The organism is Pantoea sp. sgz302252 (genome assembly GCF_047713085.1).
Taxonomy (GTDB): domain Bacteria; phylum Pseudomonadota; class Gammaproteobacteria; order Enterobacterales; family Enterobacteriaceae; genus Scandinavium.
On record NZ_JBLFJW010000006.1, the window covers coordinates 119,784 to 133,779 of the forward strand.

Below are 13,996 nucleotides of genomic sequence, written 5' to 3' on the forward strand. Positions count from 1 at the left end.
TTGCATCCACACTTTTTTGCAATTAATCCTTGCGATTACCTCTGAGCAGGTTACTATCGACTGAATAACCTGCTGATTTAGAATTTGATCTCGCTCACATGTTACCCTCTCACTCCCCCGCAATTTATACCGTCAGCCGCCTGAATCAGACGGTGCGACTGCTGCTTGAGCAGGAAATGGGACAGGTGTGGATCAGCGGCGAAATCTCCAACTTTTCTCAGCCCTCCTCCGGTCACTGGTATTTCACCCTCAAAGACGATAACGCTCAGGTACGCTGTGCAATGTTCCGCAACAGCAACCGCCGGGTAACGTTTCGTCCTCAGCACGGCCAGCAGGTTCTGGTTCGCGCCAATATCACGCTGTATGAACCCCGAGGTGATTATCAAATCATCGTCGAGAGCATGCAGCCAGCCGGGGAAGGTTTACTTCAGCAAAAATACGAGCAGCTGAAAACGCAGCTGTCTGCGGAAGGTCTGTTCGATCAGCAATTTAAGCAGCCACTTCCCTCACCGGCGCATTGCGTGGGCGTTATCACCTCGAAAACCGGTGCTGCGCTGCACGATGTTTTGCATGTCCTTAAACGCCGTGATCCGTCACTTCCCGTGGTGATTTACCCAACGGCTGTTCAGGGTGAAGATGCGCCAGCACAAATCGTTCGAGCCATCGAGCTGGCGAATATACGCGAAGAATGTGATGTGCTGATCGTGGGTCGTGGCGGCGGTTCGCTGGAAGATTTGTGGAGCTTTAACGACGAACGTGTAGCCCGGGCGATTTTCGCCAGCCGCATTCCGGTTGTGAGTGCTGTCGGCCATGAAACAGACGTCACGATTGCAGATTTCGTGGCGGATTTACGAGCCCCCACGCCTTCTGCTGCGGCTGAGATTGTTAGCCGTAATCAGCTGGAGCTGTTACGTCAGGTGCAGTCAGCACAACAGCGGCTGGAAATGGCGATGGACTACTTCCTTGCTAACCGTAATCGCCGCTTCAGCTTGTTGCATCATCGTCTGCAACAGCAGCACCCGCAGCTTCGGCTGGCGCGTCAGCAAACCGTGCTAGACAGACTGCGCCAGCGCATGAACGTTGCGCTCGACAGCCAGTTGAAAAAGGCAACCTTACGCCAGCAGCGCGTGACACAACGTCTTAATCAACAGAATCCTCAGCCACGTATTCATCGAACACAGACACGTATTCAGCAACTGGAATACCGTTTGTCGCAGACGATTCGAGCCCAACTCAGCAGCACACGTGAACGTTTTGGCAATGCCGTGACGCATCTGGAAGCCGTCAGCCCACTCTCGACGCTGGCACGCGGCTACAGCGTAACCACCGCCGCAGATGGCAAGCTGGTAAAACAGGCGAAACAGCTGAAGGCGGGAGAAACGCTGACCACACGTCTGGCAGATGGCGTGGTGGAAAGCGAAGTCACCAAAATCACACCGGTGAAAAAAACTCGCGCCCGTAAAGCTTAACCACTTTGCCGGGCGGCACTGCGTTTGCCCGGCCTGCAAAACCCCGATTCCTGCATGTCAATGTAGGCCCGGTAAGCGTCAGCGCCACCGGGCATTTCACACGTCTTTACGGTGCGACAGCCACAAACTCCACGCGTTTTTTCGAAATCAGTCCGTGTCCGTTCTGGCAGAAATAATCTACCGCTCCGCAAGCTTTTAGGACTTCCAGCGGCTTATGGCAGTCCGGGCACAACGCGGTCAGAGTGAAATCCTGTGAGCACTTTGCGCAATGCGCTTTATCGCCCTGCTGTTCCAGCGGGCCATGACAAACCGGGCAAGTCAGTTCCATCGTTAACTCCAAAGTCAGGCTGATATCATCGGGCTATTTTATCACAGCCCTCAATGCGGGCCGCGCAGTTGCTGCTGCAATTGCAGTAAAGCGGTCACTTCCGCGATACGACGATGCGTGAACTGGCTTATCTGCTGCGGCGCGCGACGAAACAGGCTGTTCTCACCCAAAATCATGCGTTGCAGACAGCGTTCATAAACCGGGCCGTTCAATGTCCAGCGCTGTACAGTTTCGCCTTTCATCACTTCCAGTACTTCTCCGGTGGCGCTGCGGTCCTGACTCAACACCGTGCCGTCTCGCAGAGTCAAGCGAATGCCTTTTTGGCCGCCAGACGGTCCGGCGTATTTATTCAGCCAGATATCAAAAGGTACACCGCTGATTTCACCTTGCAAATGCGCACGCCCTTCCGCAGTGGTGAAGTCGCCGTGAGCAATCGGCTTGCCCAGCCTGTCACTGGCCTCCGTCAGCGTAAGCACTAACTGATTGTTGGCGCCTGCCGCCGCAAGCGTTTCATGCATCATCGCCAGCACGTGGGTGCCGATATCGACAATCACACCGTCCGGGTGACGCAGCGTGCGAGTATCCGGTTCGCCGGTGGCAAAATTCAGCGCTATCGGCTCGCCTTGCTCGTTAAAACCGCTTGGCTCCTGCAGGAAACCTTCGATTTTCACGACATCGGCAAGAGAGGTGCTCAATGGCCCTGTCGCGGAAGCACCTGCTTCTGGCTGCCAGTCATTTTCAAGCTTGCCGTGAATCAGTTGTGTAACGCCATCTCGCGCCATCCAGTGATCCAACGCCAGTACACGGTCTCGATTTTCGGGCAGCGCCAGTAACGCCTGAAGATGCTCAAGCTGCGCGAGGCTCGCGGCAACGGGTTTCTCTATCACTATGCGGGGAATATCTGATTGAAGCGCCTGCTCAAGCACGGGCAAGTGCCAGAGTGAGGAGGTGGTGATAAACAACGTCTCAAGAGGCTCGGCAAGAAGTGCAGCGAGAGAGGCGCAGCGGTTTACGCCGCGGGGTTGCCGTTCAGGTTGAATATCAAACCCTGAACAGCGTAAAGAAGCATCAAAGAGGCGGTGTAATGCGGGTAAATACGCTGTCTCCAGGACAGCACCAAGACCAATAAATCCTACATGCATCTTTCACCTCGTTCATTGGATTACCGGGGGCCTATCCTACCCCCGGCAAGACCAAATGACACTCAGGCGTTGGTTACCGATTTTTGCTCAGGTTTGGTCTGAACGTTTTCCAGCATCCGGCGAACCGGAACGATGAGGATAATCAGCACCGCAGCACAAATCAGCAGGGCGATTGAGCAGCGAGCGAAGAGATCAGGCAGCATATCCAGCTGATCCGCTTTCACGTGACCGCCAATCAGGCCCGCTGCGAGGTTGCCCAGCGCGCTTGCGCAGAACCAAAGCCCCATCATCTGACCGCGCATTCTTTCCGGTGCCAGCAGCGTCATGGTCGCCAGACCAATCGGGCTCAGACACAGTTCACCCAGCGTCAGCATCAGGATACTGCCGACCAGCCACAGTGGAGATACGCCCGCGCCGCCGTTGCTCAGCACGTCCTTTGCAGCAAGCATCATCAGGCCAAAGCCCGCGGCCGCAAACAAAATGCCGATGACAAACTTAGTCATACTGCTCAGGCGTACGTTTTTACGCGCCAGCATCGGCCATGCCCAGCTGAATACAGGTGCCAGCAGAATAATAAACAGGGCGTTGATGGACTGGAACCAGACGGCCGGGATTTCAAAATCACCGATCATACGGTTGGTGTAATCGTTGGCGAACAGGTTAAAAGAGGTCGGCTTTTGTTCGAACGCAGACCAGAAGAAGGCCGCAGAAACCAGCAAGATGAAACAGACCAACAGTCTGGCGCGCTCTTTTCGGGTCAGGCCAGCAAACGCAAACAGATAAATAAAGTACAACGCGACCGACGCCGCAATCACGTAAACCAGCGTGCTGGCAACGGCGACAGGATTAATGACAATCACGCCCATAGAAATCAGCGCGACAATAATCGCCACACCCACGGCTAAAGCCAGTAACCAGCCGCCCACACCGTTTTTCTTCGCTACCGGGCTGTTCCAGGTGGAATCCAGGCCCACTTCGTTGTCGTAGCGTTTCATCGCCGGGACCGCAAAGATGCGGAAAATAACCAGCGCCACCAACATACCGATACCGCCGATACCAAAGCCCCAGTGCCAGCCGTGGGTTTTGATCAGCCAGCCGGAAATCAAGGGCGCGATGAACGACCCCATGTTGATGCCCATGTAGAACAGCGAGAAACCGCCGTCACGGCGTGCATCACCCTTTTTATACAGGGTGCCCACCATGACCGAGATACAGGTCTTGAACAGGCCTGAGCCGAGCACAATAAACATCAGGCCGATGAAGAACAGGCTGTCACCCATCATGGCGGACAGAGCAATCGACAGGTGACCCAGCGCAATCAGGATGGAACCGTACCAGACTGCTTTTTGTTGCCCTAACCAGTTATCGGCTAACCAACCACCGGGCAACGCAGCCAGATACATGCTGCCAGCGAAAATGCCGACGATGGCAGAAGCATTTTCACGCGCCAGCCCCATGCCGCCGTCATAGACGGTCGCCGCCATAAACAGGATCAGTAAAGGACGAATGCCATAGAACGAGAACCGCTCCCACATTTCCGTGAAGAACAGTGAGCCAAGCGGATAAGGATGACCGAAGAACGTTCGGCTTTCGTTTTTACTACCAGAGGAATACATAAACTCTCCCAACTAAAGATGTTGTCGCATTTGCAAGCACAGATTTGTCCGTCAGCCAGTTATTTATCCGGCCATTCATTGACAATCGGCGAAGTATTATTTAACCATTTGATAACCCGGCGCCAGCTTTATCTGGTGAGCGGTCAGGGACTTTAAGATGAAAATTCGACGTTTGTCTATTTTCTTAGATTTTATGTTGGCACAAAAGGGATAGTGATTGACATTATCAGGACTCATACAAACCGCAATAATGTGTGAGGATGGCGAATGAAAAAGCCCGCAAGAATGCGGGCTCAGATTGCTGACAAAGAAGGAAAAAGCGTGGTTTTTCCTTCTTTGTGGTGAGCAGCCGAAAATCAATGAATTGATTTTCCTTATTTTTTGTTCGGTCGCTAATGACAAAACTGCACTCGTTAGAGGTTTGTCATCAATCTCAGCCCGCAAGAATGCGGGCTTTGACAGAACGCGGCAAATCGCGATAGCGCGTTATTTGCCTTTTTTGATGTGAAAAACAAATAAGCGCCATTTCGACTGTTTTTAAAGGAATTAACCACTTATTACAATGATCTGTGTACACCCTTGTGTACACGAAGAGCAGGAGTTCTCAACTGTTCTGTATGATTATCAATCAATGAAAGTTACTCAATCCTACGCAGATTAGTGATTAAAATCACGCTCCAAAGGACTCAGCCGCTTTTCTGGCTTTGTAGTAAGCGTAGGTAGTATCTTCCATGACTCCCGCTGTATCACGGTAGCCGATTTGATTGCTCTCCAAACAAATGCACTCAAAACCTGCGACCATCTTTAGCAGATCCCAATACTGCGAATAGTCTTCTGATTGGTGCAGCCAGAAACGGAACTTGATCCCACTGATATCATGGGAGGGGAATTTATAAGCATTTTCCAACAGGATTTTGAAATCCTTCTCTCGAATTAACATTTCTGGCCCCAGCCAGGCAAAATCCTGATTTGCATATCGTAAGGAATAACTAAATCGCCGCCGATTATTAGACACTGGTTTATTCAGTTTCTTGACAACCAGAATATACGGTAGCCCGAATGAGAGTGTAGTCCCCTCAATTTCAATCGGTTCACCCATTTGTCATAGCCTCCCTCAAAAGCCAAAACCAGCAGAATATCAGATCTACACCAGCGTAAACTGCGCGAAGGCCCAACTATCCGTAACTGTCTGCACATCTTTTTTCTGCGCACTCCCCCCAAAAAAGCGGATCTTTCCGGATCAGGTAACACCAGGTTTTTCTCAACAAAAAATCTAGCAACGGCGAGGGCTGCAGCGACGTTTTTACGTTTCCGCGCACTTGAATTTTGCGCGAACTTTTTCGCATTTTGCGCAGTGGAGTTTTTTAATTTCGCAGGTGTAAAAATTCGATCAAGCGGGCCGTCATGCTGGCTGCGGCCTCCAGAGATTCGCCCCCCCTCTCCGCCAGATTTCTGCAGATAAGCATTTAAACAAAGGCGGCTTGATTGCCGCCTGACTGTTTTAAGTATTACGCACCAGCCAAACTACCTTTTCCCCGAGGAATACGGCCACAGCCGCCGCCAGCGCATTAAACACGATGTACATCGTGAAATAGTTATCCTCTACGCGATCAGGGTAAGGCTCCAGCTTCTCAGTCGGGATGTAATTCATCAGATTTGTGACTGTATATTTCAGGCTTTCGGCCAGCGGGTCGAATATCCCTGAAAGCATCAGGACAAATGTGATTGCCAAAAACACCAGGAGGCGTAACGACCACTTAGCCAGAAGTGACATTGCAGCCCCCTGAAGCATTACCGATCACCGTTACTTCACCATAAGCCCAGAGCTTGTCCCCCTGTAAAATACGGTGACGGTGGGCTTTCAGCAACGCAGCGCGTACCACGTAAAAATCACGCGATAGGAAAAAAGTTATGCAGCCCTCACTGATACCTGAACCGTCAGGCCGTGGCGGGTGTAAGCGGAAATGGCCGCGCTGGTAGTGATGGCGTGCATCGACGTCAAAATTCATATAGTCATCAACGAGCCCATCCTTTCTGAACAACGCAAACCAGTCGTAATAGTTATTACCTGTGAATGCGTGTTTAAACCAGGTTTGAGTGTGGGAGTAAAAGCTACCTTCCGGGCGATCAACTATCCAGTAACTACCCGGAGGCACGGTGGCGTTCGTCATGTATGAACATTCTGGCTTGTTTGCCAGATCACCCAACCCAGAAAAAACCGGAAACGAACCAACGCCCCCCACATCCAAACGGGCCACGCGGCCTTCGTCATAGAGATGATTAAAATCGACTCTGCAGCTGATCATCAAGCCACCACTCGCTGATTCCATGAGTCTGTGTATGAAATATTCCCGTCGAGATAAAGCCAGGTAATACTTTCATACGCCAGCGAAACAGATTCAGTAGGATTGTTCATCTGGCCGCCAGTATTCTTAAAGTTGTGCATCACTGGCGTGACTGCCACCACTTTGACGTTTTCCAAAATGATGTGCATGAATTCCTCCTCTACACCTGCGTCATTAATCCGATACCACTTAATGATCGCCTGCTGGAGTGTTTCGCCCTGACAGACGGCACGGTTCAGGTAAGGAGTGGCCTTATCCAGCTCTTTGGTGAAACTTAGCTGATCATGCACACGCGTGCCGGTAAGTTTGCCAAAGGTATTATCGTAAGGAATGTGTACGCCGTGGTTAAAGCTCTGCATTTCAATTGCACCCTCACGCAACAAAACGTTGCTACTCCCTTGGATCAGGGTTCCAGCAGAGTTGTAGAGCCAAATATAGGCAGGAACAGCCATGTCATTATCCTTTCAGTGAGTTTAATCCTCCTACTTTCTTACGCTTGCGTGGTGCTATTTCTTAAACTAAAGATGCTATTTATTGCGTGTAAACTCTGAAAATGAACATGCAGAAAAACCAATCATTTCACTTTTTGCATCACACCCTATCTTCATTGCAACTTATTCAATTAAAAGGAGATACCTCCTAATATATAATATGGGTTTTAATTCTTCAGGATAATCATATGCTGTATTACCGATTTCGCCCAATGAGCACTCTGTCAGTCAAAGAATTGCTTTACGATGAATTATATTTTTCATATCCCCGAGAACTAAACGACCCACTTGATGGAATAATTACGTATGAACTGAGCGAGGACTATCCAAAGTGGAAACGGCTTTTGGATTTCGCTTGGAAAAATATATCTGTAGACACAACTAAAATCGCCGATATCTTTGCTAAAAACTCACCTATTTCAGTAAGAATGCTGACTGAATCGCCTGATTTTTTATTAAAAAAATATCAACTGCGTTAGCCCCATCTCAACAAGGAATGGCGACACCTCTTGCAGAAATTTTAAGAAATAAAATCTCTACCTATCTCCCATCAGAGGGATGCTCAGTTTCATTTTCAAAGACCTATCAAAATGCATTAATGTGGTCACATTATACGGGCAAGCATGAAGGATTCTGCCTTTTATTCAGGAGCATCGATGGTCACATTAACCAAAGCCCATTAAACTATAACTCATCATTCAAAACAAGTCAGCAGGATTCACCATGTAATAACAGGAACTTCAAGGTTCACGATGTGCAATATGGAGTCAGACAAAGTATAGATGGTTTTACTTTATTCCCCAAACGTGTCTATGGAGAGGAGTTTTCTTCTGAAGATCACAAACTATATTGGGAAAACATAGAAAAGTTGTATTTAACGAAATCTGTATGTTGGGAATATGAGCAAGAGGCAAGATTATACACCCCCGCAGGTTCAGCATTATCACCAATAGATAGAATTTTTCACTATGACAGCAACCAAATAGCTGGGGTTATTTATGGAATGAGAATGACTGAGGATAATAAAAAAATCATTCGAGAGATTCTTTTGAGGAAAAGCAAGGAACGTTATATACGCTCTGAAGGTAACCGCATTCTCTTTAATATTATATCTTTTGAAGCCAAGTTTGATGATAACCAGCATTCGATATCTATAACACCATCAGAGATTTTTGACTGTGGCGAAGCAATAAAAGCAATCTCCTCTGAGTTCACAGAAAAATTTACTTCATGGTCAAATGGCGAAGCGCTATATTTTCAGCACACAGAAAAAGGAACAAGTTGCAAAAAGATAACACTCGATTAATATACATGCAGCCCGCTTTTATACGGGCTGTTTCTCAGATCAAACCCTCGGCTTAATCAGCTACTGCGAAACCGACATCAAACTTAACGCCCGTTGCCATGCGCTGGCCGTGATTACGGCGCAGTCCATCTGAAGCCCATCGCTGTCTGATCTCCCTTCAAACCGTTCATTCGATTTAATCCAGGCTTTAGCTTTGGCGTAACAGCCCTCCAGTTGTACCCAATGCGGGATAGATCATGAATGGGTACTCATTTTTATACCCAAACCCATTGAGTACATCCACGGGTACAACTGAGTTATGAGCTGTGATGCATCGTTATGCTAGCCCTTGATAGCAAAAAAGCCCGACACAATGCAGGCTTCTGGATTTTTTGAAAGCGGATGATTTTCAGTGAATCGTTATTTGCCTTTTTTGATGTGCTTAATCAGACGCTTACGTTTACGCATCTGGTTTGGCGTCAGCGTGTTGCGCTTGTTGGCAAACGGGTTCTCGCCTTCCTTGAACTGAATGCGGATAGGCGTGCCCATTACGTCCAGTGATTTACGGAAATAGTTCATCAGATAGCGTTTGTAGGAGTCCGGCAGGTCTTTCACCTGGTTGCCGTGAATCACCACAATTGGTGGGTTGTAACCGCCAGCATGCGCGTACTTCAGCTTCACACGACGACCACGGACCAGCGGTGGCTGGTGATCGTCTGCGGCCATGTTCATGATGCGGGTCAGCATCGCGGTACTCTGACGTTTGGTTGAGCTGTCGTAAGCTTCGCGAACGGATTCAAACAGGTTACCTACGCCACTGCCGTGCAATGCGGAGATAAAGTGCACACGCGCAAAGTCGATAAAGCCCAGACGGAAGTCGAGGGTCTCTTTGACCTGCTCACGCACTTCGTTGCTCAGGCCATCCCATTTGTTGACCACGATGACCAGTGAGCGCCCACTATTGAGGATAAAGCCCAGCAGCGAGAGATCCTGATCGGAAATGCCTTCACGGGCATCGATAACCAGCATCACCACGTTGGCGTCTTCAATCGCCTGCAGCGTTTTTATAACGGAGAATTTCTCAACGGTATCCGTGATTTTACCGCGCTTACGCACCCCGGCGGTGTCGATCAGAACGTATTCACGTTCATCGCGTTCCATCGGAATGTAAATGCTGTCGCGAGTGGTGCCCGGCATGTCATAAACAACGACGCGATCTTCACCGAGAATACGGTTAGTTAGCGTTGACTTACCGACGTTAGGACGGCCAACGATAGCCAGTTTGATGGGCAGGCTGCGCGGGTCGAAATCGTCTTCCGGCTCTTCAGCTTCTTCACCATTCTGCTCGGCTTCGAACTGTGCCCAGTATTCAGCGTCTTCGTCCACTTCTTCCGCTGGCGCAATTTCTTCCATAAACGGCAGCAAGGCTTCTTCAATCAGGCTGGTGACACCACGACCGTGTGAAGCGGCGATCGGATGAATATTGCCTAAGCCGAGTGACCAGAAATCGGCCATCGCTTGATCCGGGTCGATACCGTCCGTTTTGTTCGCCACCAGGAAAGTTGGCTTTTCACGGGAGCGCAGGTGTTTGGCAATCGCCACGTCTGCAGGCATCAGGCCTGCACGGGCATCAACCATAAACAGCACGACATCCGCTTCTTCAATCGCCAGCAGGGATTGTTCCGCCATGCGGGTTTCCACACCTTCTTCGGTGCCGTCGATACCGCCGGTATCGATACAGATAAACTCGCGGCCTTCCACTTCAGCACGACCGTACTTACGGTCACGAGTCAGACCCGGGAAATCCGCGACCAGCGCATCTCGTGTACGCGTCAGGCGGTTGAACAGCGTGGATTTTCCAACGTTAGGGCGCCCGACAAGCGCGACCACAGGTACCATGTTAAATGCCTCATTAATTCTAAAAACAGTAAAACGGCCCCTGCTTCAAACAGGAGCCGTCTTGCAATGCAAACCGCAAAAAGACTTAGCGCGTAATAGCGTACAGCGTGCCGTCTTTCGCCTGGATAACCAGTTGACCGTCAGCCTGTACGGGCTCGGTCAGGAAACCAGAGCTGTCTACTTTTTGCTGAGCGACAAAGTGTCCGTCCTGCGGGTCCAGCCAGTGCATGTAGCCTTCGCTATCACCGACGACCAGACTTCCATTATACAACACCGGAGCGGTCAGCAGGCGGTGCAGCAGATCGCTTTGTGTCCACAGCGTCACGCCACCGTCCGTGCTGAGTGCCAGCACGCGGTCATTCTGATCGACCAGATAGATACGGTTGCCTTCAACAACAAAATCGTTCACCGAACCCAGTTCACGTTTCCACATGATCTGGCCGCTGCGCAGATCCAGCGCCGTCAGGTTGCCGTTGTAAGCCAGCGCATAAACAACGCCATCTACGATAACCGGCGTGGTGTCGACATCGCTAAGACGATCGATTTCGGTTGGGCCAGTGGCCTGAGAAATACGTTGCTGCCAAATCAGCTGACCTTGCTGCATCAGCACGGCGTTAACGCGACCGTTATCACCCCCGACAATCACCGCACCAAAGGCTGTTGCCGGTGCAGATTCGCCACGCAGAGAGAGCGCAGGCATGTCGAGGTTAACGGTCCACTTAATCGCACCGTCGCTTTCATTCAGCGCCTGCAGCTGGCCGTTGCTGGTGTGAATCAGCACCATGCCATCGCTGGCAACCGGTCGAGACAGTGCTTCACCGGCAACGCGAGTTTGCCAGGCAACGCTACCGTCGCTGCTGTTCAGAGCATAAACCTGCGCTTTTTCAGAGCCGATATAGACGTGACCGCCGGCAACCGTAACACCGCCAGAAAGCAGCGCAGGCGCACGAGAGAACCAGCCATCTTTTTCAGCCAGGTTCACAGACCAGAGTTCTTTCCCGTCATTGGCGTTAACAGCCTTCACAGTACCTTTACGGTCTGCCGCGTAGACGTTGCCATCGGCAATCGCCGGATGCAGGTTAGAGTAGAAATCATCAATACCGCTACCCACGGACGTGCTCCAGGAAGTAGACGGCGTAAACTGGTTTTCAACCGTTGGCAGCGGGGACATTTTGACCACGTCTTCTTCGCCGCTAAACAGTGAACAACCGCTCAATAACGTAACAGACAGCAGTCCTGGCAAAAGTAATTTACGCAATTGCATCGAGTCCCTCTCAGATGGACAAATTATTCATTTTCATGCGCATCATTTCGCTGAGCGCAGGTGAAGCATTACTTTTCACGCCAGCTTCCCAGGCGGCGCGAGCCCCCTGCTTGTCGCCTTTGCTTAACAGAATCTCACCGCGTAAATCCGCGACGATGGCAGCCCAACCTTCCCCTTTAATCCCTTCGAGGGTTTTTAAGGCGGCATCAGGCTGTTTCATCTGCAACTGCACACGGGCCAGACGCATGTTGATAACGGATTTCAGGTTATCGTCAGAAGCAGCGGCTAAGCCAAGCTGCAACTGTTTTTCTGCTTTGTCCAACTGGTTAGCATCAACAAACTGCTGTGCCAGTTCGAGCCCGGCAAATGCACCGTAGGTGTTCTTCTCGCTCGCTGCGAATTTTTCCGCAGCGGCAAAGGTTTCTGGCTTGTTCGCCTTCACCGCTGTCACGGCATTTTCATAGGCCTGTGAAGACTCACGGGAGGTATTTTCCTGATGCGAGTTCCAGTAGCGCCAGCCAACCAGCGCCCCAATACCCAGAATCACGCCTACCGCCAGCGCTTTGCCATTCTCAGCAAAGAAATTCTTAATGGCGTCGACCTGTTCGTTTTCGTTACTGTAGACTTCCACGCAGTTCTTCTCCTGAATAATTTTCCCGGGCGATTAACCCAGCAATGTGCGCAAATGCGCGGCAACGCTGTCCTGCGTTACAGTCGCCTGCTCACCAGAGCGCAAATCTTTCACCACCACATTGCGGTCCGCCACTTCAGATTCACCCAGTACCAGTGCGGCGCGAGCGCCCCATTTATCAGCACGAGCAAACTGCTTCTTGAAGTTACCACCGCCATGGTTGGTCATCAGCTTGATGCCCGGCAGCTCGTCGCGTACCGCTTCCGCCAGACGCAGTGCGGCTGACTGAGTATCGGCGCCAGAAGCGACCAGGTATATATCGACAACAGGATCGGCTTTAAATTCCGGATTAACGGCCTGAACCAGCAAAACTAATCGCTCAAGGCCCATCGCAAAACCGACAGCCGGCGTTGCACGCCCGCCTAATTGTTCAACCAGACCGTCATAACGACCACCGGCACAGACAGTGCCCTGAGAGCCGAGGCTGCTGGTAACCCACTCAAACACCGTGCGGTTGTAGTAGTCGAGGCCACGCACCAGACGCTGATTCACGGTATAGGCAATGCCTGCCGCATCCAGCAAAGCACAAAGGCCTGCAAAGTGTTCGCGAGACTCTTCGTCCAGATAATCGCCGAGCGCTGGCGCATCATCCAGCAACGCCTGCACGTCCGGGTTCTTGGAATCCAGCACACGCAGCGGGTTGGTATACATGCGACGTTTGCAGTCTTCATCGAGCTTATCTTTGAACTGCTCAAGATAGGCTACCAGCGCATCACGATAGTTCGCACGCGCTTCCAGGGAACCGATGGAATTCAGTTCCAGGCTGACATGCTCAGAAATGCCCAGCGCACGCCACCAGCGGGCCGTCAGCATGATCAGCTCGGCGTCAATGTCCGGGCCTTGCAGACCAAACACTTCGCAACCCAACTGATGGAACTGGCGGTAACGCCCTTTCTGCGGACGCTCGTGGCGGAACATCGGACCGATGTACCACAGACGCTGTTCCTGATTGTACAGAAGACCATGTTCGATGCCGGCGCGTACGCAGCCCGCAGTGCCTTCAGGACGCAGCGTCAGGCTGTCGCCATTGCGGTCCTCAAAGGTGTACATCTCTTTTTCAACCACGTCGGTGACTTCACCGATAGCGCGTTTGAATAACGGGGTCTGCTCTACAATCGGCAAACGGATTTCGCTGTAACCGTAGCTGCCGAGCACCTGTTTCAGCGTGCCTTCAATGCGCTGCCAAAGAGCGGTATCGCCCGGCAGGTAATCGTTCATGCCGCGAATGGCTTGAATGTTTTTTGCCACGTGTTTTCTCTTTATAGATACAAAAATGAACCCTGACGCCGGTGCGCCTGCGGGTTCAATCATACACGGGAAGCGTGCTGCTTCCCAAGTCGTAATGACGGACAAAGCAGGTAAAAGTGGTGTTTTTCCTGCTTTGTGGGTGTCAGTCGAAAATCAATGCATTGATTTTCTTTGTTTTGATTTCAGGGCTGGCGCTGATTTGGTGAAGAAATGAACGA

General features: G+C 51.0%; 15 protein-coding genes. 4 read left to right on the forward strand and 11 right to left on the reverse strand.

What is annotated here, in order from left to right; all coding sequences use genetic code 11:
- Positions 1-98: 98 nt before the first annotated feature.
- Positions 99-1,469, forward strand: coding sequence for an exodeoxyribonuclease VII large subunit (gene xseA / locus ACLW56_RS06720; protein ID WP_330983018.1), 1,371 nt, complete (start codon positions 99-101; stop codon positions 1,467-1,469).
- A gap of 106 nt (positions 1,470-1,575) precedes the next feature.
- On the opposite strand, the gene ACLW56_RS06725 is transcribed toward xseA, so the two are convergent.
- The 7 genes from ACLW56_RS06725 to ACLW56_RS06755 form a co-directional block, all read right to left on the reverse strand.
- Positions 1,576-1,797 carry a zinc ribbon domain-containing protein gene (locus tag ACLW56_RS06725; protein ID WP_330983019.1) on the reverse strand — a complete coding sequence of 74 codons (222 nt, stop codon included), beginning with the start codon at positions 1,795-1,797 and terminating at the stop codon, positions 1,576-1,578.
- Positions 1,798-1,847: 50 nt separating this feature from the next.
- The gene (locus ACLW56_RS06730; RefSeq protein WP_330983020.1) at positions 1,848-2,939 is read right to left on the reverse strand and encodes a Gfo/Idh/MocA family oxidoreductase; all 1,092 of its coding nucleotides are present in this window, start codon (positions 2,937-2,939) and stop codon (positions 1,848-1,850) included.
- A 62-nt stretch (positions 2,940-3,001) separates the two neighbouring features.
- Positions 3,002-4,555: a peptide MFS transporter gene (locus tag ACLW56_RS06735; RefSeq protein ID WP_330983021.1), complete on the reverse strand. Its 1,554-nt coding sequence runs from the start codon at positions 4,553-4,555 to the stop codon at positions 3,002-3,004.
- Positions 4,556-5,225: 670 nt separating this feature from the next.
- A complete protein-coding gene (locus tag ACLW56_RS06740; protein WP_330983022.1) occupies positions 5,226-5,654 on the reverse strand; it encodes a hypothetical protein in 429 nt (142 codons plus the stop codon).
- Positions 5,655-6,056: 402 nt separating this feature from the next.
- Positions 6,057-6,329, reverse strand: coding sequence for a hypothetical protein (locus ACLW56_RS06745; protein WP_330983023.1), 273 nt, complete (start codon positions 6,327-6,329; stop codon positions 6,057-6,059).
- Positions 6,313-6,885 carry a DUF2778 domain-containing protein gene (locus tag ACLW56_RS06750; RefSeq protein WP_330983024.1) on the reverse strand — a complete coding sequence of 191 codons (573 nt, stop codon included), beginning with the start codon at positions 6,883-6,885 and terminating at the stop codon, positions 6,313-6,315. The genes ACLW56_RS06745 and ACLW56_RS06750 overlap by 17 nt, the downstream gene beginning before the upstream one ends.
- Positions 6,861-7,352 (reverse strand): Hcp family type VI secretion system effector, encoded by a 492-nt coding sequence (locus ACLW56_RS06755; protein ID WP_330983025.1) that lies wholly within the window; start codon positions 7,350-7,352, stop codon positions 6,861-6,863. Before ACLW56_RS06755 ends, ACLW56_RS06750 begins: the two co-directional genes overlap by 25 nt.
- 227 nt (positions 7,353-7,579) lie before the next feature.
- On the opposite strand from ACLW56_RS06755, the gene ACLW56_RS06760 reads away from it, so the two are divergent.
- Positions 7,580-7,870 carry a hypothetical protein gene (locus ACLW56_RS06760; RefSeq protein ID WP_330983026.1) on the forward strand — a complete coding sequence of 97 codons (291 nt, stop codon included), beginning with the start codon at positions 7,580-7,582 and terminating at the stop codon, positions 7,868-7,870.
- Positions 7,871-7,887: 17 nt separating this feature from the next.
- A complete protein-coding gene (locus ACLW56_RS06765) occupies positions 7,888-8,697 on the forward strand; it encodes a DUF2971 domain-containing protein (protein ID WP_330983027.1) in 810 nt (269 codons plus the stop codon).
- Positions 8,698-9,096: 399 nt separating this feature from the next.
- Here the strand turns inward: ACLW56_RS06765 and der are convergent, their stop codons facing one another.
- From der to hisS, 4 genes are all read right to left on the reverse strand, one after another.
- A complete protein-coding gene (gene der, locus ACLW56_RS06770; protein WP_330983028.1) occupies positions 9,097-10,575 on the reverse strand; it encodes a ribosome biogenesis GTPase Der in 1,479 nt (492 codons plus the stop codon).
- A gap of 85 nt (positions 10,576-10,660) precedes the next feature.
- Positions 10,661-11,839, reverse strand: a complete 1,179-nt coding sequence (bamB, locus tag ACLW56_RS06775; RefSeq protein WP_330983029.1) for an outer membrane protein assembly factor BamB — start codon at positions 11,837-11,839, stop codon at positions 10,661-10,663.
- A gap of 10 nt (positions 11,840-11,849) precedes the next feature.
- Positions 11,850-12,470, reverse strand: coding sequence for a YfgM family protein (locus ACLW56_RS06780; protein ID WP_330983030.1), 621 nt, complete (start codon positions 12,468-12,470; stop codon positions 11,850-11,852).
- A 33-nt stretch (positions 12,471-12,503) separates the two neighbouring features.
- Positions 12,504-13,778 carry a histidine--tRNA ligase gene (gene hisS / locus ACLW56_RS06785; RefSeq protein ID WP_330983031.1) on the reverse strand — a complete coding sequence of 425 codons (1,275 nt, stop codon included), beginning with the start codon at positions 13,776-13,778 and terminating at the stop codon, positions 12,504-12,506.
- On the opposite strand from hisS, the gene ACLW56_RS06790 reads away from it, so the two are divergent.
- A complete protein-coding gene (locus tag ACLW56_RS06790; protein WP_330983032.1) occupies positions 13,765-13,992 on the forward strand; it encodes a hypothetical protein in 228 nt (75 codons plus the stop codon). The two genes, hisS and ACLW56_RS06790, sit on opposite strands and share 14 nt — an antisense overlap.
- The last annotated feature ends 4 nt before the right edge of the window (positions 13,993-13,996 follow it).

Excerpts from the sequence above, each read along its gene's own strand:
- ACLW56_RS06760 (WP_330983026.1), top strand. The coding sequence starts at position 7,580 with ATGCTGTATTACCGATTTCGCCCAATGAGCACTCTGTCAGTCAAAGAA.
- ACLW56_RS06730 (WP_330983020.1), bottom strand. The coding sequence starts at position 2,939 with ATGCATGTAGGATTTATTGGTCTTGGTGCTGTCCTGGAGACAGCGTAT.
- ACLW56_RS06765 (WP_330983027.1), top strand. The coding sequence starts at position 7,888 with ATGGCGACACCTCTTGCAGAAATTTTAAGAAATAAAATCTCTACCTAT.
- bamB (WP_330983029.1), bottom strand. The coding sequence starts at position 11,839 with ATGCAATTGCGTAAATTACTTTTGCCAGGACTGCTGTCTGTTACGTTA.
- ACLW56_RS06745 (WP_330983023.1), bottom strand. The coding sequence starts at position 6,329 with ATGTCACTTCTGGCTAAGTGGTCGTTACGCCTCCTGGTGTTTTTGGCA.
- der (WP_330983028.1), bottom strand. The coding sequence starts at position 10,575 with ATGGTACCTGTGGTCGCGCTTGTCGGGCGCCCTAACGTTGGAAAATCC.
- ACLW56_RS06740 (WP_330983022.1), bottom strand. The coding sequence starts at position 5,654 with ATGGGTGAACCGATTGAAATTGAGGGGACTACACTCTCATTCGGGCTA.
- ACLW56_RS06755 (WP_330983025.1), bottom strand. The coding sequence starts at position 7,352 with ATGGCTGTTCCTGCCTATATTTGGCTCTACAACTCTGCTGGAACCCTG.
- xseA (WP_330983018.1), top strand. The coding sequence starts at position 99 with ATGTTACCCTCTCACTCCCCCGCAATTTATACCGTCAGCCGCCTGAAT.
- ACLW56_RS06750 (WP_330983024.1), bottom strand. The coding sequence starts at position 6,885 with ATGGAATCAGCGAGTGGTGGCTTGATGATCAGCTGCAGAGTCGATTTT.
- ACLW56_RS06790 (WP_330983032.1), top strand. The coding sequence starts at position 13,765 with ATGTTTTTTGCCACGTGTTTTCTCTTTATAGATACAAAAATGAACCCT.
- ACLW56_RS06735 (WP_330983021.1), bottom strand. The coding sequence starts at position 4,555 with ATGTATTCCTCTGGTAGTAAAAACGAAAGCCGAACGTTCTTCGGTCAT.
- ACLW56_RS06725 (WP_330983019.1), bottom strand. The coding sequence starts at position 1,797 with ATGGAACTGACTTGCCCGGTTTGTCATGGCCCGCTGGAACAGCAGGGC.